Origin of the sequence: Shewanella sp. FJAT-51649, from assembly GCF_019457435.1 — a bacterium.
GTDB lineage: Bacteria > Pseudomonadota > Gammaproteobacteria > Enterobacterales > Shewanellaceae > Shewanella > Shewanella mangrovisoli.
The window spans coordinates 1,390,445-1,410,637 of record NZ_CP080411.1 but is presented as its reverse complement, the minus strand read 5'-3'; the positions used below and the strand labels follow the sequence as shown (position 1 = coordinate 1,410,637).

Annotated in this window: 21 protein-coding genes and 4 tRNA genes; 8 read left to right on the top strand and 17 right to left on the bottom strand. The window is 47.5% G+C overall.

Features of this window, described 5'->3' with window-relative positions:
* The first annotated feature begins 86 nt into the window (after positions 1-86).
* Positions 87-1,205 (top strand): A/G-specific adenine glycosylase, encoded by a 1,119-nt coding sequence (mutY, locus tag K0H59_RS06385; RefSeq protein ID WP_220054998.1) that lies wholly within the window; start codon positions 87-89, stop codon positions 1,203-1,205.
* Between the two features lie 9 nt (positions 1,206-1,214).
* A complete protein-coding gene (locus tag K0H59_RS06380) occupies positions 1,215-1,493 on the top strand; it encodes an oxidative damage protection protein (protein ID WP_088212075.1) in 279 nt (92 codons plus the stop codon).
* Positions 1,494-1,578: 85 nt separating this feature from the next.
* Here K0H59_RS06380 and K0H59_RS06375 read toward each other — a convergent pair whose 3' ends face one another.
* Both K0H59_RS06375 and K0H59_RS06370 read right to left on the bottom strand, forming a co-directional pair.
* Positions 1,579-2,154 (bottom strand): YceI family protein, encoded by a 576-nt coding sequence (locus K0H59_RS06375; RefSeq protein WP_023266530.1) that lies wholly within the window; start codon positions 2,152-2,154, stop codon positions 1,579-1,581.
* Positions 2,155-2,158: 4 nt separating this feature from the next.
* Complete coding sequence (locus K0H59_RS06370; RefSeq protein WP_088212077.1) at positions 2,159-2,710, bottom strand: cytochrome b; 552 nt, start codon at positions 2,708-2,710, stop codon at positions 2,159-2,161.
* A gap of 388 nt (positions 2,711-3,098) precedes the next feature.
* Here K0H59_RS06370 and K0H59_RS06365 point away from each other — a divergent pair.
* The 4 genes from K0H59_RS06365 to K0H59_RS06350 all read left to right on the top strand — a co-directional run bounded on the left by K0H59_RS06365 (position 3,099) and on the right by K0H59_RS06350 (position 3,879).
* Positions 3,099-3,174: transfer RNA gene (locus tag K0H59_RS06365), tRNA-Phe, on the top strand.
* A 6-nt stretch (positions 3,175-3,180) separates the two neighbouring features.
* Positions 3,181-3,256 (top strand) — tRNA-Thr (locus K0H59_RS06360).
* 465 nt (positions 3,257-3,721) lie between these two features.
* Positions 3,722-3,797: transfer RNA gene (locus K0H59_RS06355), tRNA-Phe, on the top strand.
* Positions 3,798-3,803: 6 nt separating this feature from the next.
* Positions 3,804-3,879 (top strand) — tRNA-Thr (locus K0H59_RS06350).
* 57 nt (positions 3,880-3,936) lie between these two features.
* Here K0H59_RS06350 and K0H59_RS06345 read toward each other — a convergent pair.
* On the bottom strand, positions 3,937-4,122 hold the full coding sequence (locus K0H59_RS06345; protein WP_011716270.1) for a hypothetical protein: 186 nt from the start codon (positions 4,120-4,122) through the stop codon (positions 3,937-3,939).
* Positions 4,123-4,275: 153 nt separating this feature from the next.
* Between K0H59_RS06345 and K0H59_RS06340 the strand changes: the two genes are divergently transcribed.
* Positions 4,276-4,620, top strand: coding sequence for a DUF3634 family protein (locus K0H59_RS06340; RefSeq protein ID WP_011621963.1), 345 nt, complete (start codon positions 4,276-4,278; stop codon positions 4,618-4,620).
* Between the two features lie 75 nt (positions 4,621-4,695).
* Here the strand turns inward: K0H59_RS06340 and K0H59_RS06335 are convergent, their stop codons facing one another.
* The 12 genes from K0H59_RS06335 to K0H59_RS06280 all read right to left on the bottom strand — a co-directional run bounded on the left by K0H59_RS06335 (position 4,696) and on the right by K0H59_RS06280 (position 14,879).
* Positions 4,696-4,905, bottom strand: a complete 210-nt coding sequence (locus K0H59_RS06335) for a hypothetical protein (RefSeq protein WP_258405898.1) — start codon at positions 4,903-4,905, stop codon at positions 4,696-4,698.
* Positions 4,906-5,001: 96 nt separating this feature from the next.
* The gene (locus K0H59_RS06330; RefSeq protein WP_220054996.1) at positions 5,002-5,550 is read right to left on the bottom strand and encodes a DUF3833 domain-containing protein; all 549 of its coding nucleotides are present in this window, start codon (positions 5,548-5,550) and stop codon (positions 5,002-5,004) included.
* A complete protein-coding gene (locus K0H59_RS06325; RefSeq protein WP_220054995.1) occupies positions 5,538-6,110 on the bottom strand; it encodes a chalcone isomerase family protein in 573 nt (190 codons plus the stop codon). Before K0H59_RS06325 ends, K0H59_RS06330 begins: the two co-directional genes overlap by 13 nt.
* A gap of 54 nt (positions 6,111-6,164) precedes the next feature.
* Entirely contained in the window at positions 6,165-6,710 is a 546-nt protein-coding gene (locus K0H59_RS06320; protein WP_220054994.1) for a DUF2878 domain-containing protein, read from the bottom strand.
* A 12-nt stretch (positions 6,711-6,722) separates the two neighbouring features.
* Positions 6,723-7,979: a cyclopropane-fatty-acyl-phospholipid synthase family protein gene (locus tag K0H59_RS06315; protein WP_220054993.1), complete on the bottom strand. Its 1,257-nt coding sequence runs from the start codon at positions 7,977-7,979 to the stop codon at positions 6,723-6,725.
* 1 nt (position 7,980) lies between these two features.
* Complete coding sequence (locus K0H59_RS06310; protein ID WP_220054992.1) at positions 7,981-8,772, bottom strand: DUF1365 domain-containing protein; 792 nt, start codon at positions 8,770-8,772, stop codon at positions 7,981-7,983.
* Entirely contained in the window at positions 8,769-10,019 is a 1,251-nt protein-coding gene (locus K0H59_RS06305; protein ID WP_220054991.1) for an NAD(P)/FAD-dependent oxidoreductase, read from the bottom strand. Before K0H59_RS06305 ends, K0H59_RS06310 begins: the two co-directional genes overlap by 4 nt.
* The gene (locus K0H59_RS06300; RefSeq protein ID WP_220055565.1) at positions 10,016-10,816 is read right to left on the bottom strand and encodes an SDR family NAD(P)-dependent oxidoreductase; all 801 of its coding nucleotides are present in this window, start codon (positions 10,814-10,816) and stop codon (positions 10,016-10,018) included. The genes K0H59_RS06305 and K0H59_RS06300 overlap by 4 nt, the downstream gene beginning before the upstream one ends.
* On the bottom strand, positions 10,816-11,262 hold the full coding sequence (locus K0H59_RS06295; protein WP_011625607.1) for a nuclear transport factor 2 family protein: 447 nt from the start codon (positions 11,260-11,262) through the stop codon (positions 10,816-10,818). Before K0H59_RS06295 ends, K0H59_RS06300 begins: the two co-directional genes overlap by 1 nt.
* 45 nt (positions 11,263-11,307) lie before the next feature.
* Entirely contained in the window at positions 11,308-12,789 is a 1,482-nt protein-coding gene (phrB, locus tag K0H59_RS06290; protein ID WP_220054990.1) for a deoxyribodipyrimidine photo-lyase, read from the bottom strand.
* On the bottom strand, positions 12,779-13,852 hold the full coding sequence (locus K0H59_RS06285) for a MerR family transcriptional regulator (RefSeq protein ID WP_220054989.1): 1,074 nt from the start codon (positions 13,850-13,852) through the stop codon (positions 12,779-12,781). The genes phrB and K0H59_RS06285 overlap by 11 nt, the downstream gene beginning before the upstream one ends.
* A 73-nt stretch (positions 13,853-13,925) precedes the next feature.
* Positions 13,926-14,879 (bottom strand): DUF523 and DUF1722 domain-containing protein, encoded by a 954-nt coding sequence (locus K0H59_RS06280; protein ID WP_220054988.1) that lies wholly within the window; start codon positions 14,877-14,879, stop codon positions 13,926-13,928.
* Between the two features lie 201 nt (positions 14,880-15,080).
* Here K0H59_RS06280 and K0H59_RS06275 point away from each other — a divergent pair, with 201 nt between their 5' ends.
* Complete coding sequence (locus K0H59_RS06275) at positions 15,081-15,590, top strand: hypothetical protein (protein WP_220054987.1); 510 nt, start codon at positions 15,081-15,083, stop codon at positions 15,588-15,590.
* A gap of 262 nt (positions 15,591-15,852) precedes the next feature.
* Here K0H59_RS06275 and K0H59_RS06270 read toward each other — a convergent pair whose 3' ends face one another.
* Entirely contained in the window at positions 15,853-17,082 is a 1,230-nt protein-coding gene (locus tag K0H59_RS06270) for a DEAD/DEAH box helicase (protein WP_220054986.1), read from the bottom strand.
* A gap of 130 nt (positions 17,083-17,212) precedes the next feature.
* Positions 17,213-19,852, bottom strand: coding sequence for a GGDEF and EAL domain-containing protein (locus K0H59_RS06265; protein WP_220054985.1), 2,640 nt, complete (start codon positions 19,850-19,852; stop codon positions 17,213-17,215).
* Positions 19,853-20,193: the final 341 nt, after the last annotated feature.

Below are 20,193 nucleotides of genomic sequence, written 5' to 3'. Positions count from 1 at the left end.
CAAGATTATCCTAGAGAGCGAATCTAGGCCGATTTTTCGATGGAGTGTTACTTGTTTGCCAACCAATCTCCCGCTACACTGCGCCGATGAAATCTACAGCCTCCTTTGCTACACGTATCGTTAATTGGTACGACAACCACGGTCGTAAAACCCTCCCTTGGCAGCAAGATAAAACCCCATATCGCGTATGGGTTTCAGAGATTATGCTGCAACAAACTCAGGTTGCGACTGTTATCCCCTATTACCAGCGTTTTATGGCTCGTTTCCCCGATGTGTTAGCCCTCGCTAATGCGCCGGATGATGAAGTACTGCATCATTGGACTGGCCTAGGTTATTACGCCAGAGCTCGCAATCTGCATAAAGCCGCTAAGATGGTTCGCGATTTGTATCAGGGGCAATTTCCAACAGACTTTGAGCAAGTGTTAGCGCTGCCAGGTATTGGCCGCTCGACAGCAGGTGCAGTGTTATCCCTATCACTTGGGCAACATCACCCCATCCTCGATGGCAATGTTAAGCGCGTATTAGCAAGACATGGCGCGATTGCGGGCTGGCCCGGTCAAAAACCTGTGGAAGAACAACTCTGGCGCTTAACCGAGCAGTTAACACCAGAGCAGGATATTCAAAAATATAACCAAGCCATGATGGATATTGGTGCCAGTATTTGTACTCGCAGCAAACCCAATTGTGCCGCTTGCCCTGTGGCTGTCGATTGCAAAGCCCAACTTATGGGTAGGCAAACCGATTTTCCGGGAAAAAAACCGAAGAAAACTATCCCAGAGAAAGCCGCTTGGATGTTGGTTTTGCTAAAAGATAATCAAGTTTTCTTGGCTAAGCGCCCGCCTGCTGGCATTTGGGGTGGACTCTGGTGCTTCCCCGAATTTAGTACTCAAGCCGCACTCAATGCAGAGCTTGAGGCCAAGGGTTATCACGCCACGCAACTCGAACCATTAATCGGTTTTAGACATACCTTTAGCCATTTCCATTTAGATATTCAGCCCATGCTACTGAATTTAGATAGCCATGCGAATGGCTACAACAAGCAAACCTCGGGTATGCAGAGCGTGGGCGCAGTCATGGAACAAAACCAGTCTCTCTGGTATAACATCAATCAACCTTCCAAAGTGGGACTCGCCGCCGCAACCGAGCGCGTGTTAGCCAACTTGGGATCACTCGTAGCTATTGCTAGCAACCTCGACAGTCAGTAAGGAATAATCATGGCGCGTACAGTCAATTGCGTATATTTAAACAAAGAAGCCGACGGCCTAGACTTTCAACTGTATCCAGGTGATTTAGGTAAACGCATTTTTGATAACATCAGTAAAGAAGCTTGGGGCCTATGGCAGAAAAAGCAGACCATGCTGATTAACGAAAAGAAACTCAACATGATGAATGTTGATGATCGTAAGTTTTTAGAAGAGCAAATGACGTCCTTCCTCTTTGAAGGAAAAGACGTGGAAATTGAAGGCTTTGTGCCTGAAAAGGGTCAGGAATAAGCCTAAATGTCTTTCCATAGAAAGCAAAAAAGCGCCCATGGGCGCTTTTTTATTCGCTGATAAATGCAGCTCAGTAACCTTAAACTTACTTACGCACGCCTTCTACCACTAAATCTAACTCAACATTGGCAGACGCTGGGCCTAAGTCCATCTTGATACCGTAATCTTTCATCGCAAACGTGGTAGTACCGGTAAAGCCTGCACGGTATCCGCCCCAAGGATCTTGACCTTCACCCACAGCATGCGCTTGGATTGCCAGCGGTTTAGTCACACCGTTTAGCGTGAAGTTACCTGTGATAACCAGATCACCATTACCTTTGTCTTCAACCGAGGTAGAAACGAAAGTTGCTTCAGCAAATTTAGCTGTATTTAAAAAGTCGGCACTACGGATGTGTTTATCACGCTCGGCATGGTTAGAGTCCACACTTAAGGTATTCACTTTAACATTCACTTTAGCTGCCGTTGGATTTTTAGCGTCGTAGCTGAAATCACCGCTGAAATCATTAAAACGACCTACGACATAGCTGTAACCTAAGTGGCTTACTTTAAAAGTAATAGAGGCATGCGCGCCTTCGCGGTCAATCACATAATCGGCGGCAGATGCTGCCATAGGAGCCAGTAAAGACGCGCCAATTAAAGCAGCTAATAGTTGTTTTTTCATTATATTATCCTCGGTTAAATTTAATCATCTTGAGTAGTGTTGAATCTTTATCGATAAAATGGTGCTTTAACGCCCCTAACGCATGCAGTAAAACCAGAGCAATCAAGCTGTAGGCGGCGTATTGGTGAATATCCCCCGCGATATCAGCCTGATTTTCAATCAGCGGCGTTAGGCCGGGTAACTCAAACCAGTCAAACACCATAATTCCACGACCCTCTGCCGTTGAAATCAAAATACCTGCGGCCATAATCACCAGTAATAAGAGGTAAATCGCGCCATGGGCAATGTGGGCGCTAATCTTTTCCCATGTCTGGTGATTTTGCTCAGGAGCAGGCTTTGGATTAACCAAACGCCAAACTAAACGAAACAGCGTTACCACCAGCAGCAAAATCCCAACGCTTTTATGCCAATGTGGCGCCGTTTTGTACCATGCACTGTAGTAGGTCAATTCCACCATCCACACACCGACAGCAAAGAGTCCAATCACCACAACCGCACTCAACCAATGGCTGGCAATAGCAATAAGTCCATAATTCAACTTAGTATTTCTAAGCATATAGCTACTCCACACCTATGCACTTAAGTCGCACAATCAAATAATAGTCATTATCATAAAACGAAAATTAAAAACTAAAATCAGTAAAAATCGCTCATATCTTTCTAAAATTCAGAAAGATTAACGCTATTATGGTGTTAACGCTGATTCTGGGGCTTAAACGGGTCACTCACGCGACAGGGAAAACAACTTTACGGCATCAAATAAGCCCTATTCCAACGGGTTTATAGATAAAAAACAGCCAAAGTGCACATTAAACAGTCGAACACATCATTTATCAGGAAAAAGCGCTTGCAGAGGATAAACACCCTCGCTAATATAGCCGCACTTCGAACGAGGCAGCATTAAGTTGTCAGTTTAAAGTAGTCAACTAACGCTTAGTTTAGTTGCCCGAATAGCTCAGTCGGTAGAGCAGAGGATTGAAAATCCTCGTGTCCCTGGTTCGATTCCGGGTTCGGGCACCACCATTCGCCGGCATAGCTCAGTTGGTAGAGCAACTGACTTGTAATCAGTAGGTCCCGAGTTCGACTCTTGGTGCCGGCACCATAAAAAACAAAAAAGCCACTCAGTGAGTGGCTTTTTTGTATCTGGGATTTGAGTTAGCTAGAGCCCACTCAATGTTTAATGCAAGTTGCTGCTAGCCGACTCACGACAGTTCCGGTTGTTACCAAGCCCCCCTTCATGGTCATATCGCCATATAAACAAGTAATAAGCAAAATACTGACTAGCAACTTAATACTTAGCGATGCAAATTTTTAAAATTCCCAGTCATCCACTGCCGTTTTATTCATATATCTCACAACTAAATCCTATTAACCCATTGATAGTTCGGCCAAGTGAACCATTCGTATCTCTATAAAGCCTTAAATAAGGCGCTTTTTGTTTAATACTTGGTCAGTCGAATTAAAAGGGCTTGCACAGCGAAAGCGAGCACTATATGATACGCGCACTTCGAACGAATGGGGTGTTAAGCACTCGGTTTGAAGTAGTTAACTAACACTTAGTTTAGTTGCCCGAATAGCTCAGTCGGTAGAGCAGAGGATTGAAAATCCTCGTGTCCCTGGTTCGATTCCGGGTTCGGGCACCACCATTCGCCGGCATAGCTCAGTTGGTAGAGCAACTGACTTGTAATCAGTAGGTCCCGAGTTCGACTCTTGGTGCCGGCACCATAAAAAACAAAAAAGCCACTCACTGAGTGGCTTTTTTGTATCTGTGATTTTAGTAATTTACTTAGTCAGCTCATGCACTATCGGCCTATCCCCCGCCTGCACTTGATGTTGCAAATGCCGCCAACCATGGGTCAACTCATTAAGCGGTTCTTTTCGTTCTGGAAACTGTGCAGATAATTTATCAATAATATCAATTTGTTTTTTGCACAATAACGACCAACGGTCTGCATTCGATAGGTACATGGCGTTTTCCTTAACTGAGGGAGTACATTTCCTGAGCAGTTTAAGACTAGGCCAAATTCATTCCATTGCCAAATAAAAATTGCGTGTTAGCGCACTGTTAAAAGCCATAACTCCAGAGTATCTTTGTCCTATAAACATAAGAGAGGAGGCATTATGACAGCCACGATTTTAAAGCTCGTTTTTATCGCTATTGGTTTGTTTCTGGTTTATAAGCTGATTTTTGCAGGTAAGAAAGGACTGACAATTTTTGAAATGCATTTTAAAGATGGTCGCATGACTCAGCATAAAGGCAAAATCCCAGAACGCTTCGAGCGCGAATGCCGCCAACTGGCCAAAGCGGAAAAGTTGACTTGCACTATCAGAGCCGAAAAAAACTCCGGTGTGCGTCTGCATATTTCTGCCAATGTGAATGACAACCTACAGCAGCGGATCCGTAACCAATTTCCCTTTGAGTATTACGATAAAAAGGCGGTCGACAATAGCCGTCAAGCGGGCTAACTTTCAGAATCATCAGCCTTTATGTCAAAGTAAGGGCTGCACCATTTCCCCAACCTCTATTCAGATTTATCAACCTTAGAATTTAATCGGATCCTTTGGCTCTAGCTTTCCATCTTCGCGCGCATCACGAACACGGCGCTCATTATCCTGCACCATAGGATCGCTAATGGGTTGATTGGGATCAGCTTGCTTTTCTGAAGTATCTTCAAAGCGAAAATCAATATTTGAGCAAGCAGTTAAAGAAAGGTTTGCGACTACCGCCAATAAGATCCAATGCTTTTTCATCGTAAAACTCATATAAGATTGATTTATTTCACCCAGTCTAAAGCATGAAACGCTGGATTATTAGCCAAGCTATACCGTTAACTCGACAACAAAATACTAGTGCCTTTGGATCACTAAGGTCACTTTGGCGACAGTGACGCCCCATTTAATAATATCGCTTTGATTAATAATGGTATTGTCGTTCACTAAGTACATCCAATCATCAAAGTGTACTTGGTATTCATCACCATCGACGGGTAGTAGCATATCGTAGCGCCAACGCAGCGCACTCCCGCTCGCCTCCCCTTGCGCAGTACCGATAATATCGTCAGCCGTGCCAGTGTATTGCCCTTCCCCTTGGGATTGAATACGCCAAATACGAGTTTGGGTTTCACCACCATCATAGACAAACCACTCTTTGATAATGCCTTCCGTCCCCTGCCAACTCGCCTCCATGGTGACATTAAACCGACGTATCACTTTGCCACTGAAGTTCTCAACAATGCCCGATGCCTTAAGCGGGCCATTAAAGAAGCTTTCTAACACTAAGGGGGGATTAGTGCCTCGATAGTCACTCACATCGACGCTAGAACAGCTAGTCAAAAGACTGGCCATCAACAACCCTAAGACAACAGGCTTACCCCAGTTAAGTTTTAGCAATCGCATGATTTTTCTCCTAATAATTGTGCTCTTAAGATTGGCCGGCTGGTATTGGTCGATAACCAAATCGCCAGAAATGCTTCGGCTAATTTGGGCTCTTCGATAATCCCAAGCGGCTGGCCATTGAAAAAGAACTGACTGCGCTGCGCATCAATGAGTTTGAAACTTAAATGATCGCCAGGCACAACATTAGGCCAAATCCCCTTGAGCAATTGCAGCCAATTGGCAATCTCATCCTTGGTGTAGCCTAAGTGTCGCCACTGATCTGCCGTCGCCTCTAACAGAACATCCGCCTCAATATCACGATAATATTCAATGTCTAATAACTGCGGATAAATCCCACTCTGGTACTTACCCGTAGTGGTCATCAATTTGGCTTTATAGACATTAAACCAGAGCCAATCCATCTCGCCTCGGCCAACCTCAACTAGCCCTGAGTTCATAGTATTTTCGATGGCCGCAGGCGTGGCACTGTATCCTGCGACTGGCAGCAATAATCCACACAGAGCGCAGAGATATCGCCTTCTTGAAAACATCGCTGACAATATGGATGAAAGATGAGACATCAGATTTCTCCAGCAAGACAAGGATTAACGAGCATATAAGCGCGCCTAGATAGTTCACCCCATAGACCTATGGCTGCGCGAGAGTGTGATGAAAAGAGGCAATAACACAGCCCAAATAATCGCGAGGATCACCGCAGAAACGCCCTCACCATAGGGAAGGCTCACAGCATGAAATGCAGCACCAGCCAAGTAGCTCAGGCTGCCGAAGATAGCCCCTAAAATAGCTTGTAATACCATCGCAAAAGCGCGAATAAACTTAAGGCTATGGTGCAAACTCACCGCAAAATGCAACCAGAGGCAAGCCAGCCAAGCGGGAAAAGCCGAAAATTCAAATACCCCCGCCAACGTTAGCAAGCTATCAACCGCCATACCGAGTAACCCAATCTTAAGCATTGTGCTTAAGTCTCGAGGGATGGCTGTGGCGGTATCCACTCGCGGCAGTAATATAAAATGCAGCACTAACAGAGGGATACTCAGTAACAGCGCACGATTGCCAAACAACACGCCAGTCCACCAAACACATTGAAAACTCAAGGCGTTGTAGAGTATAAAGCCCTTATGTTTTGAGATATTGAGTATGGTTCCCGCCATAGAGGACATCTCATCACCACCTTAGTTACCGCTCACCACATTCGGTAAACGGTAGTCAGGGCGTACCGCCACTAAATGTACTGTGCTCGTGGTGCGCTCTAAAAAGCCTCCTTCGCAATAACTTAAGTAAAACTTCCACATGCGGATAAAGTCGTCGCCATAGCCAAGGGCTTGCACTTGCTCGATGGCACGGTCGAAGTTGCTATGCCAGTCCCTCAGCGTCTTGGCATAATCGAGGCCCATATCATCAATCGACCACACCTGCATATCAGTGCGCTTTGCCAAGTGTCCCACCATTTGCTGTACCGAAGGCAAGCAACCGCCAGGGAAAATATATCGCTGAATAAAATCAACACCTTTGCGATAACTGTCGTAACGTTGGTCGGCGATGGTAATAGCCTGCAACAACATGCGGCCATGGGGTTTGAGTAAGGATTCGAGCTTTTTAAAGAACCCCGGCAGGTACTCATGGCCAACGGCTTCTATCATCTCGATAGACACTAGTCTGTCGTAGGTGCCACCAAGATTACGGTAATCCTCAGTCAATAAGGTGATGCTATCGCTTAAGCCTTCCCGTTCGACTCGCGCTTTCGCGTAAGTATATTGCGCATCTGAAATCGTTGTGGTCGTTACATGCACACCATAATGTTTGGCAGCATAAATGGCTAATGCCCCCCATCCGGTACCGATTTCAAGCAAAGTCTGCCCAGGTTGTAGGTCGAGCCGCTCACAAATGGTTTTCAGTTTATGCAGCTGCGCCTGCTCTAGACTCGCGGCGCTATCGGGATACAGGGCGCTGGAGTACAACATTTCGCGGTCTAAAAACTGTTCATACAAGGCATTACCTAAGTCGTAATGGGCCAAGATATTACGTTTCGATCCCTGCTGAGAGTTGCGATTCAGCAAATGTTTCATACGGTTAACCGAACCTGTCAGCCAACCGAATTTCGCCTCAATCTTATCGAGCAAGGGGAGATTGCGGGCAAACAGCTGCACCACCTTAGTGAGATCTGGGCTAGTCCAATGGCCTTGAATATAGCTTTCACCTGCGCCAATGGAGCCCGAAAACATCGCTTGGCGATAGAAGCTAGGATGCTTCACCACCAAGGTGGCATGCAAATCACTGTGATGCTCACCAAAGCGATAGCTCTTGTCGCCCTCCACTAAGGTTAAACAGCCATGGGGGAGATTTTCTAATGCTTTAAGCAATAGCTTACGGGCAAGACTGTCAGGCAATTTTGCGATAATAACAGAAGATTGCGATGCCGTGTTTTCCATTTTATTTCTCCACTTGGGCTGGATGTGGCACAAAAGGTACGCGCTTAAAGAACAGCTTTAACGCCTGCCAATAAATCCCGCCAAAAATTTTCAGCGTCATAAATGGAAAGCGAAACAACAAGGCGCGAAGGGATTGCGCATTGATAGCTTGGCGAGTCATCGACAGGCTGGCATTGAACAAACGATTACCCGTCTGATTCGGTAGATTCTCGATGCCAATGTTTAAGCGTTCAGCGGGCGGTTCCACATGCCACTGGTAGCGCATATCGAGGTTCATAAAAGGCGAAACGTGAAACACTTTATCCGTGGTTTTAGGGGCGGATAAATCCACTAAATAACAGTGGCGTTGGTCCCATGGGGTGTTACTCACTTCGGCAAGCATATATAGAGGCTGTTGTGCTTGATAACAAAAGTAAAAATTCACTGGGCTGAAGTACACACCAAAGTGACGGATTTGCCCAACAAATAGCACTCTGTCGCAAGGTTGGTGACCGCCCAACTCAGCAACTTGCTCAAGCACCCGCTGCTTAAGGGCAAAGCTGCTTGGCTCATTTATCTCAAGCTGCCGACTCTGGTTATCCCTTGCCGTAAAACTGCAAAGGTAATCCTTGGGATTAAATCTGAGTAGCGCGCGCCGCTGACTGGCGAAACTGCGCCCCATAGCACTGATGCTATCGACCTCGTCTAAATCAATCGCCATGAGCGCCATTTGGTAGCTAAAGTGGTGTTTTACTGGCGTATAGCGACTATGGGTCACGCTGCCGTAGTAAATACCGCTATTGAGCTCACTCATAGCGTCACCCCAAAGTGGGCACACACATCTAAGGCGCTGCGGACACCGTCCTCATGGAAACCATTGTGCCAATAGGCGCCCGCAAAATGGGTATGGTTTTGCCCCGAGATTTCTTCCCGGCGCGCCTGCGCCTGTAAACTCTGCTCATTGAACACAGGGTGCGCATAGTTAAAACGGCGCAGAATTTTGGCTTCATCAATCAGCTCTGTCTGGTTAAGCGTTACGCAAAAGGTTGGCGCGTCGCTAGGTAGGCGCTGCAGAATATTCATATTGTAAGTCACAGAGGCGGGGCGTTTTTGATTGCCATCCAAACGATAATTCCAGCTGGCCCATGCCGCCTTGCGCTTCGGTAAAAGGTTGGTGTCCGTATGTAAAACCACTTCATTATTTTGATACTGCAAGTCACCCAGAATCGCTTTTTCGGCCGAGGTGGCATCGGTTAGCATTTTGAGCGCTTGGTCGCTATGACACGCAAGGATCACCTCATCGAATACCTGCCACTCACCATTCACATAGAGTTTGACTCCATCAGCATGGCGTTCGATGGCACTTACTGGGCTGTTTAAATGCAGATTGTCTTTAAAGGGGGCAATTAAATCAGGGATATAACTGCGTGAGCCGCCCTTGAGCACATACCATTGCGGCCTGTTACTGACGTTTAGTAAACCATGGTGCTCAAAGAAACGGATAAAGAAGCGCAGCGAAAAGGCGCGCATATCTTCAATGCTCGATGACCAAATTGCCGCGCCCATGGGCAAAATATAATGCTCGGCAAAAAAGTCGGAAAACTGCTCGCGGTCGAGAAAATCCCCTAAGTTGCCAGCGGGATAATTATCCTGCTGGTAAATCGCCTTACAGCTTTTATTGAAGCGCACAATTTCATTTAAAAAGGCCCAAAAGCGCGGATTCAGGAGGTTACGCTTTTGGGCAAACAAACTGGCAACGTTATGGCCATTGTACTCAAGCCCAGTTAGGACGTTGTGCACGCTAAAACTCATTTCGGTCGGTAAAATACTGACGTTTAAACGGGCTAGCAGCCGCTCAAAACGGGGATAAGTTCGGTCGTTAAACACGATAAACCCTGTGTCTATCGCATAGTGTTTACCAAGATGATCCACATCAACGGTCGCGGTATGGCCGCCTATATAGTCATTGGCCTCAAACACAGTAACCTTGTGGGATTGGCTGAGTAGATAACCACAGGTCAGCCCTGAAATTCCCGTCCCTACAATGGCAATATTTTTCATCGTCCTGCATCCTTAAGCGCCCTTGGCTGGTTATCCCGTTGGATCATTTTTTGCCAAACCAAGGCAGGTAGAAATGACATCAATTTCAATAAATAAGTAAATCGTTTGGGGAAATGGATCTCGGATCTGCCGCGCGAAAGCCCGCGGCGAATTGCCGTTGATGCCGCCTTTACATCGACTTGCATCGGCATGGCAAAATCATTCTTGGCCGTTAGAGGCGTCGCCACAAATCCGGGGCAAATCACACTCACAGATATCCCGTGTTGAGCAAGGTCGAGCCTCAGACAGGCGGCTAGGTACTGCACGCCCGCCTTGGAAGCGCCATAGGCCTCCGCACGGGGAAAGGCTAAATAAGTCGCGCTCGAACTCATCAATGCCAAGCGCGCGCCTCTTGGCATTAAGGGTAAAAACGCGCCAAGGCAGTAGCCCATGGCAATCAGATTGGTGTGCACAACACGCTCAAACAATCTGTCGTCGAAGTGTTTAGCGTCATCGATATACTCGCAGCCACCCGCATTAAGGATCACCAAATCTAGCTGACAGGCACACTGAGTCAGTAACTCATTGATGCGGATAGCATTCTCTTGGACTTGGCTGCGATCGCTAATATCAAAACTGATGCAAGTCGCCCCAATCAGCACGGTTTCGGCAAGGGCATCGAGCTTGGCTTTATCTCTCCCGCAGGCAATCACATGCCAGCCTGCGGCGAGATAATCCTTGGCTAATTGCAGCCCAATACCCGAGCTTGCCCCTGTGATCAGCACTGTGTTGATTTTGTGGATCTGCACCGAGGTCATCACTTTGCCGCCCTGTCTTTAAGTAGGCGAATCAGACCGCCCATGCAGGGCAAATGCTCATACAGCATTTGCCCTAAGTCGAAATAATCCCGATGAAAGTAAATCCGCTGATGAAACTTAAGCTGACTCATACCATCGACCCGGATAAGTTCGCCCTTGTTTAACTTGGGATGGCGATATTGCATCTGCCAAAATAGCGAAGCTTGGGAGTCATCCTGCAATACTTCTTTGATTTCAAAGTGAATGTAGCCAACGTTTTTGTAGAGTTTGGCAAAATACTCAGTCAAGGCAGTTAAACCATTCACTTGATGCATAGGATCGATAAAACAAATATTGTCATCGTAGACCTGAGCCAACAGATGCAGATTGTCCTTGTTTAATGCTTGATAGAGCGCGATAAACTCATCAACCACACCGCTCTGTTCAATCTTCGCTTGGTTTATCATCCAGATAACTCCCTAAGGGATAAGTTGTAAGGTTGAGCCTATGGCCTAGGCCTTTTTCAGCACCCCAAGTACCGCCAGCGCCCTCGCCCTTGCTGCATTGTGCTCCACAATTGCATAGGGATAAGCCGAGTCAGACTCCAGCATTGGCGCCTCAAACAACGAAGGCATTTTTTGCATGTTGGGTTGGTGCAAACGTTTAACGCCCCAACAAGCCAGCTCTGGTAAGTACTTACGGATAAAGCTGCCATCTGGATCAAACTTTTCGCTCTGACTGATGGGATTAAAAATGCGGAAATAAGGCTGAGCATCGCAGCCACAGCCCGCCGACCATTGCCAGCCACCGTTATTGGCCGCCAGATCGCCGTCGATAAGATGCTGCCGAAAATAGCGTTCACCCCAGCGCCAATCGATAAGCAAGTGTTTGGTTAAAAAGCTCGCCACCACCATGCGCAGCCGATTGTGCATCCAGCCAGTTTGATTGAGCTGGCGCATCGCTGCATCCACAATCGGGTAACCCGTTTTGCCCTCGCACCACGCCAAAAACTCAGCTTGGTTGTTGCGCCACTGCACATGGTCGGCCTGACGATTAAAGTTGTGCCCCTTGGATAAATCTGGAAAGGCGACCAACAAATGGCGATAAAACTCCCGCCAGATAAGCTCATTCAACCAGGTTCGCCCAGGGCTAGTATCATCGACAATCACCTCGGGGAAACGCCCAAGCAGCGCCGCGATACATTGCCTTGGGCTGAGCACGCCCAGCGCCAAGTAAGGTGAAATAACACTGGTGCCATCGAGAGCAGGAAAGTCCCTATCCAGCTTATAGTCTTGGGCTTTTTGCTGAATAAATGCGGTAAGAATACGTTTTGCCTGCCCCTCTCCCGCCGCCCATTGCTCGCTCGAGGTTAGCTTGCTTGTCGATTGAAAACGCTCTTTAAAACTGATTGGCTTTGGTTCAGGTAACATAGGGCCAAGCGGCGCGGGCACAGCAAGCGGAAAAATGGCGCGTTTGGCGGCAATTTCTCGCCACTTGCGGCTAAAGGGCGTAAACACCTTATACATATCACCGCTTAAGTTAAGCACAGTGCCTGGCGGCAATAGGCAATGCTCGTCGCTGAGCACCAAGGGGATACCCGTATCGAGACAGGCTTGGTCGCGCTTTTGCTCGTTGATTTCAGGTTCTCGCCCCGCAAACACCCGCTCAATCCCAAGCTTTTCGCAGTAACTCGCTAAAAAAGCGGGCACCTCTTTAAAGCTATCGAGCTGAATAAGCTCAAATTCAATCCCTAGGCTTGCGAGCCCTTGGGCGAGCAAATTCACATGCCGCTGGATAAAATCAATCTGGATCGGCGCCATATCGTGGCTGAGCCACTGGTTCGGAGTCGCAATATAAATCGCCCTAAGTTTTGCGCCAGGCGCTTGCCGCACCCAATCACAGGCGGCCGTCAGCGCTTGGTTATCCGTTAGACGCAGATCCTGGCGAAACCACATCAACGCGTGCTTTACCGCTGGGGTTTGATTATCGCTCATCGGCTTGCCCTCCTTGCTGCACTTCGGCCGCGTTTTTCTGCTTGCGTAGCTGTTTCTTCTGTTGCTCTTTTGTCGCCGAAACTTGGCTAACCCATTCAGCCAAGTCAGGCGCCATAAACGCCGATAAGGTCGTGAGAGTCGGTGCAAAGGGGCCTATGAGATAACAGGAAAGTGACATTTGCTCGAGCAAGCTTTGCAGCTCAAAGATTTTCGATGGCGGATGATTCGCCTCAGGCAGTAGCAAGAGTGCATCCACCTTGAGCCGATTGTTGATAAGCCCAAGGCTTGTGGTGTCGAGCACGCCAAGATGAATGGCTGACACTCTTAACTCTGCAAGCTCTAAGCGTAAAACCAAGCTATACAAGCGATTAGTCATACTCGAGCTGCTTATGCTCGAGTTGCTTATGCTTGAGTGAGTCATGTTCGAATGGCCACAAAGCTGCTCGGCCGTTTTTTGCCCTTGGACAGATGGCAAACACACTATACCGATTTGCGCCAAACTGGCCTGCCCAGCAAAACCGGCGCGCCCTCCGATTCGACTGGTTAACTCGCTTTCTAACCATACAAGCAACAGCTCGGCATCTAAACGAGGCTCAAGCAACGCAGGTAACTGTGCCATCCAAGCCAGCAGCAATTTTTGCTTAACCAATTGAAAGGGATATAAACCTAGGGCTTCATCAAGGACTTGGTGCAGCTTTTGTTGCTCCAATTCAAACAGCGCGCTATTTAAAGCTGTGATCAGCTCCTGCCACAAATCCCCTTCTTGCAGTGCAGTGCTGTCGGTCTCGGTCGCAAGTGCCGAACTCATCAGTAAGGGTTTGACCTTACTGATGGCGACCCCCTTGGCTAACCAGGCATTGATCTCATGGATTTGTTGAATATTTTCAGGTGTGTATAACCTATGGCCCTTAGGCGTGCGCGCAGGGATCACCAACCCAAAGCGTCGCTGCCATGCTCTTAGCGTGACCGCGTTAACCCCGGTTAGTAGCGACACTTCGCCGATAGGAAGCAGCTCGCGACTCTCGAGGTTTTCGGCCTCAACCTTTGAATCATCTCGTTTCATATCTATCACTTAACTCTTTAATTTTGATGCATTATTTAATCGCTCAAGCGCATATCTCGGCTAGTACCAGTGATTAATAGGCATAGCGCAGCTTTAATTCCTCTGGATGGGGATTTAAGTACACTTGGTCCTCAATATAAGGGGTGGGGAATTGGCGTAAGTAGTGGTTAATCAAGGTGATAGGCACCAGCAAAGGGAGGAGTCCTTGACGATATTTCATTATCATTTCAGACAGTTCTAACTTCTGTTCCTTATTCAAATGCTTTTTAAAATAGCCCTGAATATGCTGTAAGGTGCTGGTATGATTTCGACGGGTCGCATTGATTTTTAAGGCAGTCATAAAGCCCGCAAAATAGCGCTCTGCGGTTTGTGCTAAGTCTTCAATATTGGCCACTATCGGCCCAAGCTCGCGGTACCATTTGGGGCTATGGGCCATCAACAGATACTTATAGCGGGAGTGAAACTTGACTAGCTTGTGCTTAGTTAAGCCTTCATGACACATTCTGTGCCAGTCGTGATAGGCATAGACTCGGGTAAAAAAGTTTTCCCTAAGCACCATATCATGTAGACGGCCTTCTTCCTCGACAGGGAGATGGGGGTAACGCTCCATCAACTTACGGGCAAATACTCCAATGCCTGATTTAGTGCCATTATTGGTGCCAATTTTGTATTCGGTCACCCGCTCCATACCGCAGGTCGGCGATTTGGCGCAGAGTAAGTAACCGCCTAAAAAGCCTAATTCCTCAACCTTTTGCTCGCTAAAACTATTGAGTTTGTCGGTGACATCTAAGCTGCCATCACCACTCTGCACACGGATCTGCTCACCATCGCGCACTAATCGAATGCTTTTTCGCGGTGCACCTAGGCCAATAGCCATTTCTGGACACAAGGGAACATAATCAAAAAAAGGGGCAATCTCTTGATTACAATAGGAAGAATTTTTATGCCCACCGTCAAAGCGCACCTTCTCCCCTAATAAGCAGGCACTGATCCCGATTTGAATTCGCTGCGGATTAAACTTGTACATAATGCTATTCCTTGTATCACTTTGAATAATATTACGGACCATTCTTGTACAAGGATCAAGTTTTTGTACAAATTTTTATAAAAATTTCATGACGCTAAAAATCCAACGAAAGTCGCTAGGGCTTGGCCTTGATATTGCTTAGTTTATTCGCCCGATTGGCGCGACAACAGAAAGTGAACATCAACGAGGGAGAATAAGGAAATGACGGTTATCAATCCCAATAGCTATGCGGCCATTGCATTAAGTCAGTTAAAATCGGCTCAGACTCAACAAACGCAAGGCGTACCAAGCGCTGCGGCAAGTCTGAGCGCCCAAATGACAGTTCCGCAAGATACAGTTACCCTATCGGGCGGCGTGACTCGAAGCGCTGAAACCAGCGATACCTATAGCCAGCTCGCGCCCAATGCCAAGCAAAATTACACCACCAATGTGCAAAATATTGCCGGTACCGAAGAGAGCGCAAAACCCGAAGACAGATTAGCGGAAGCCATGCAGGCTATCCTCGATAAACGCACCGGAGTCGACAGGGAAAAACTGAAGCAGCTAGAAGAGGAAATGGCGAAAATTGCCGCCAATGACAGCTTATCCGAGGAAGAAAAGGCCAAGCAGATAGCGCTACTCGAAGCCCAAAAAACCGAGTTAATTAAAGAAGCGACTGAAAAAAATGAAGAGCGACAACGCAATAACCAAGCTGAAGTCTATTTTAGTTAATGCTTAATATTTTGTGCTAAAAACCTGAAAAATAAGACCTTGATAAGCAAGTCACTAGACACACAATGAGTAAGATGCGATCCCAAATGCCATCGGCAGCGTGAGAATCGTGAAAAATAAGTAAACTGCCGCGAAAGATAACAGAAGAATCGTGAACTGTTTATAAACGAAAGCCGCCCCATTTCTGGGGCGGACAAGTATCCAAGACAGGACTTTTTATCACGCTTTAAACCTGTAAGCTATGCCGATAAGCAGGCTATCGTTACCGCTTCTTACCGCCTAAGGCGCGCTTCTTAGCTCGCTGTTTTTGCGCTGCTTTACTATTGCGTCTTGGCTCGGGTTCCATTTTATTAAAATCAGGCTCAAAGCCGGGATACCATTGCTGCGGCAGGCGTTTATCGAGCAATGCTTCGACCTCTTCGAGCAGCAGTGCATCCTCTTGGCTAAAGAGAGTAATCGCCAAACCTGCGCTGCCCGCACGCCCAGTGCGACCGATACGGTGGATATAATCTTCGGCAATAAAGGGCAGTTCGAAGTTAATCACATACTGTAAGTCGGCAATATCGAGGCCTCGAGCGGCGACATCGGTCGCCACCAATACCTGCACCAGTCCTTGTTTAAAATCCTTTAAAACCTTCTCCCTTGCGCCTTGGGATAAGTCACCGTGAAATGCCTGCGTTGCCACCCCAAGCTGATTGAGCTGAGTGGTGAGTTTATCGACGCCCTGCTTAGTGCGGCTAAAGATCAGCACTTGTTGCCAATTTTTACTGCGCACTAAATGGCTGACAAACTCGGTTTTACGGTCACTGTCGATGGCATAAACCCGCTGCTCCACCTGTGCGGCCGTGGTATTGCGTTTCGTCACTTCGATAAGCTTGGGATCCCGCAAAAGGTTTTTACTGAAACCGAAAATCGAATCGTCTAAGGTGGCCGAGAACAGCAGTGTCTGCCGCTGCGCGGGCACTTGCTTGAGCACGGCTTTGATTTCATCCATAAATCCCATATCGAGCATACGGTCGGCTTCATCAAATACCAGCACGCTCAAGCGTTTAAGATTAAGCGCACCTTGACGCAGATGATCGAGCAGGCGGCCTGGCGTTGCGATAAGCACATCAATGCCAGCCTTAAATTCGGCTTGCTGGGCCTCAATACTCACGCCGCCGTAGGCAATCCCGACACGAATATCCGTGCCTTTGGCATATTTCACAAAACTCTGCTGCACTTGCACCGCTAACTCACGAGTGGGCACCAGCACTAAGGCTCGAATCTCTTTGGGTGCATCTAAGCTTTCGTTATCGAGGAGTAATAGCTGCAAAATGGGGAGAGCAAAAGCAGCGGTTTTCCCCGTTCCCGTTTGTGCGCCCGCCATCACATCCTGTTTTGCCAAAATAGCGGGAATGGCTTCAATTTGGATGGGCGTGGGCTGCTGATAGCCAAGTTCGGCTAAGGTATTCACTAACAGAGAATCTAAGGAAAGCGCGCTAAAAGACATGGAAGATCACCAAAAACAATAATGGCGCCATGTTAACAGACCGCCGCTAGAGCGACCAGTTGCATTGCATCTGTCAGTTGCTCACGGCTTTAATGGTGCACAATTGCACTTAGATTTTCGCTAGACACGCTTAGGGTTTCGCTAAAAACACCTCGACATCCACGGGTAATAGCGGACGGCTAAAGAGATAGCCCTGCGCCTGATCGCACCGGTTTTGGGTTAAAAACTCGGCCTGTGCTTGGGTCTCAACCCCTTCTGCCACTATCTCTAACTTGAGCGCATGCCCCAGGGCAATGACGGCTTTGGCGATAGCGGTATTGTTGGTGTCGAAGGGAATATCCCGCACGAAGGATTGGTCAATTTTAAGCTTATGGATAGGTAGTTTTTTCAGATAGTTAAGGGAGGAATATCCGGTTCCAAAATCATCGACCGAGAGCTCAATGCCAAGATCCCCTAGTAGCTTTAAGTCACGAATCGCCACATCGGGATTGTGCATCATCACGCTCTCAGTCACCTCAAGCTCAAGGCAAGTGGCAGGTAAGCCAGTTTGAGCCAAGATACGCTTAACATCTTCAACAAAGGAGCTACGTTGTAGCTGTTGTCCGGCAACGTTCACCGCGATTCGACCAAAGGGTTTGCCCTCGGCTAGCCAACGCATACCTTGTAGACAAGCGGTTTCAAGCACCCACAAACCTATATCGTAAATCAGTCCAATTTTCTCGGCGACGGGAATAAACACCCCGGGGGATATTTGCCCCAATATGGGGTCATTCCAGCGCAGTAGCGCCTCCACGCCAAGGGTTTTACGGGTCACTAAATCCAATTTAGGCTGATACATCAGATACAAAGCATTCTCTTCAAGCGCGCCATAGAGTGCACTCTGCAGCTTTAAATGCTCAAAGGATTGTTTGGTAAGTGACTCAGTGTAAAAGGCAAAGTTATTGCGGCCCTCACTCTTAGCGCGATACATGGCAGCATCGGCGTTACGCAACAGAGTATCGGCCTTATTGCCATCGCTAGGGTAAATTGAAACCCCCATACTGGCGGTAAGACGTAGATGATCGCCCGTGCTTACCACAAAAGGTTGTTCAAATACTTGGCGTAATTGATTGATGGCCGCAGCGGCATCCTCGTGATCTTGGATCCCCGAGATCAGCGCCACAAACTCATCGCCACCAATACGCGACAGCACATCTTGCTCCCGCAGTTGGCAACGCAAACGTTTTGCCAGCTCCACCAGCATCTCATCACCAATGCTGTGGCCAAAACTGTCGTTGATATGTTTAAACAAATCCACATCAATAAAGACTGTCGCTAACTGGGCATTGAGCCGTTTTGCATGCTTCACTTCCTGTTTAAGCTGCATCATCAGCTTCATGCGGTTTGGCAAATGGGTTAGCGGGTCAAAATAGGCCAGATGGGCAAGCTGGGCTTCATTCTGTTTTTGAGCGGAAATATCGGCAAAGACTGCAACAAAATAGCGCACATCACCACTGTCATCATAAATGGTGCTGATGGTGATATTTTGCGGGAAGATAGTGCCATCCTTGCGGCGATTCCAAATTTCGCCATTCCACTTACCCGTCTCGAGTAAGTGAGTCCACATGGTATCGAAAAAGGCTTTCTCATGACGACCCGAGTTAAATAACCGTGGGTTTTGACCGAGCAACTCTTCCCGCGAGTAGCCAGTGATCTCATAGAAGGCGCCATTCACATCGGTGATATTGCCGTGTCTATCCGTCACCACAACGCCTTCGAGGGAATGTTTAAACACATTGGTCGCCAGCGTGAGCTGCTCTTCCACTTCTTTATGCTTGGAGATATTGCGGGTCATGCCTATGACTCCCGCCAACGCGCCCTCCGGCGTTAAGGCGGGAATTTTCAGGGTTTCTAGCCATAAGTGCTTGTTTTGCTTTTCGCCATCCAAACACTCGGCGACAATAATCGGCGCACCGGTTTCAATCGCAAGCCTGTCACCATTGAGAAAAATCTCGGCGATATCTTTACCAAAGAGCTCTTCGTCTGTCTTGCCGACGATTTCACTACGAGGTAATTCCCATGCCTTTTCAACACTTTGGTTGCAAATGGTATAAACACCTGCGGTATTTTTCACCCAGATATGTTCTTCAAAGCTATCGATAAAGGTTTGCAGGCCAATCACGTCGACGGCTTTGCTCTCTTTACGCGTAGCCGTCACATCTTGTTGTTGCAACCTGAGTAATTCAGCCAAGTGAAATTGCAGGCTATTGACGGTCAAAGATGCCAGTTGCAACGCCCTATCGTCTAAGTGCAAAGCCGCACTGTGATAAAGACATAAAGCCCCGAAATGAGCGCCAGATGGCCAAAGTATCGGTAGGTAAATCAAGCTTCCAATCCCAGTAGCACGCCATTGGGGATCGGCGTTAACATCGCGGATCAGTAATGCAGACGGCTGATGAGCACCAGCACTCAGATCTTCGGGCAGATTCACCTGATAGTGGCTAAAAGCACTCGACTCATTAAAGGGATTATAGGATGAACTGTGTTGGGAAAAGACCTGAGCTTTAGGGGACGCATTTTGATACAGGCTAAAATGCGCTTTCAAATTGGCCTGTAAAAGGAGCGCCTCTAAATGGCGTGGCTCACAATCCACCGACTGCAATAATAGACTGCGCTCTCCTGCGGGGGTAACCCTAAAAATCGCTGCATGTGACTGAGTGATATCGGCAATTAATTGTAAGTCGCTTGCCCAGTTCGCTAACTGCTTTGGTGAAATTGCAACATCATTCATAAGCTTGCTAACTCTAGCCTCTACAATTCCATTGTGACTGAGGGCATTTACACTCCCTCACCATAAAACACAGCCATAACCAACACAGAGTATCAATAGATGGACAACGCGATAGTCGCATTCTGTAGGCCATATTACCGCAGACAATCAAGCATCGTCATTCACTAATACATAAATATTTGACTCATTCAGCGATTACTTTGTTTCGAGAGCCAGCATGGGCAAATGACAATATCTATCCTAATGATAATAGACTGTTTTTAAGTTTAGCTTCCGTCAAAAATCGACTCGTCAGCAACAACACTGATTTAACCGTAAATTACCGCCTTGTGATTGACAAA

Excerpts from the sequence above, each read along its gene's own strand:
- mutY (WP_220054998.1), top strand. The coding sequence starts at position 87 with ATGAAATCTACAGCCTCCTTTGCTACACGTATCGTTAATTGGTACGAC.
- K0H59_RS06380 (WP_088212075.1), top strand. The coding sequence starts at position 1,215 with ATGGCGCGTACAGTCAATTGCGTATATTTAAACAAAGAAGCCGACGGC.
- K0H59_RS06375 (WP_023266530.1), bottom strand. The coding sequence starts at position 2,154 with ATGAAAAAACAACTATTAGCTGCTTTAATTGGCGCGTCTTTACTGGCT.
- K0H59_RS06370 (WP_088212077.1), bottom strand. The coding sequence starts at position 2,710 with ATGCTTAGAAATACTAAGTTGAATTATGGACTTATTGCTATTGCCAGC.
- K0H59_RS06345 (WP_011716270.1), bottom strand. The coding sequence starts at position 4,122 with ATGTACCTATCGAATGCAGACCGTTGGTCGTTATTGTGCAAAAAACAA.
- K0H59_RS06340 (WP_011621963.1), top strand. The coding sequence starts at position 4,276 with ATGACAGCCACGATTTTAAAGCTCGTTTTTATCGCTATTGGTTTGTTT.
- K0H59_RS06335 (WP_258405898.1), bottom strand. The coding sequence starts at position 4,905 with ATGAAAAAGCATTGGATCTTATTGGCGGTAGTCGCAAACCTTTCTTTA.
- K0H59_RS06330 (WP_220054996.1), bottom strand. The coding sequence starts at position 5,550 with ATGCGATTGCTAAAACTTAACTGGGGTAAGCCTGTTGTCTTAGGGTTG.
- K0H59_RS06325 (WP_220054995.1), bottom strand. The coding sequence starts at position 6,110 with ATGTCTCATCTTTCATCCATATTGTCAGCGATGTTTTCAAGAAGGCGA.
- K0H59_RS06320 (WP_220054994.1), bottom strand. The coding sequence starts at position 6,710 with ATGTCCTCTATGGCGGGAACCATACTCAATATCTCAAAACATAAGGGC.
- K0H59_RS06315 (WP_220054993.1), bottom strand. The coding sequence starts at position 7,979 with ATGGAAAACACGGCATCGCAATCTTCTGTTATTATCGCAAAATTGCCT.
- K0H59_RS06310 (WP_220054992.1), bottom strand. The coding sequence starts at position 8,772 with ATGAGTGAGCTCAATAGCGGTATTTACTACGGCAGCGTGACCCATAGT.
- K0H59_RS06305 (WP_220054991.1), bottom strand. The coding sequence starts at position 10,019 with ATGAAAAATATTGCCATTGTAGGGACGGGAATTTCAGGGCTGACCTGT.
- K0H59_RS06300 (WP_220055565.1), bottom strand. The coding sequence starts at position 10,816 with ATGACCTCGGTGCAGATCCACAAAATCAACACAGTGCTGATCACAGGG.
- K0H59_RS06295 (WP_011625607.1), bottom strand. The coding sequence starts at position 11,262 with ATGATAAACCAAGCGAAGATTGAACAGAGCGGTGTGGTTGATGAGTTT.
- phrB (WP_220054990.1), bottom strand. The coding sequence starts at position 12,789 with ATGAGCGATAATCAAACCCCAGCGGTAAAGCACGCGTTGATGTGGTTT.
- K0H59_RS06285 (WP_220054989.1), bottom strand. The coding sequence starts at position 13,852 with ATGAAACGAGATGATTCAAAGGTTGAGGCCGAAAACCTCGAGAGTCGC.
- K0H59_RS06280 (WP_220054988.1), bottom strand. The coding sequence starts at position 14,879 with ATGTACAAGTTTAATCCGCAGCGAATTCAAATCGGGATCAGTGCCTGC.
- K0H59_RS06275 (WP_220054987.1), top strand. The coding sequence starts at position 15,081 with ATGACGGTTATCAATCCCAATAGCTATGCGGCCATTGCATTAAGTCAG.
- K0H59_RS06270 (WP_220054986.1), bottom strand. The coding sequence starts at position 17,082 with ATGTCTTTTAGCGCGCTTTCCTTAGATTCTCTGTTAGTGAATACCTTA.
- K0H59_RS06265 (WP_220054985.1), bottom strand. The coding sequence starts at position 19,852 with ATGAATGATGTTGCAATTTCACCAAAGCAGTTAGCGAACTGGGCAAGC.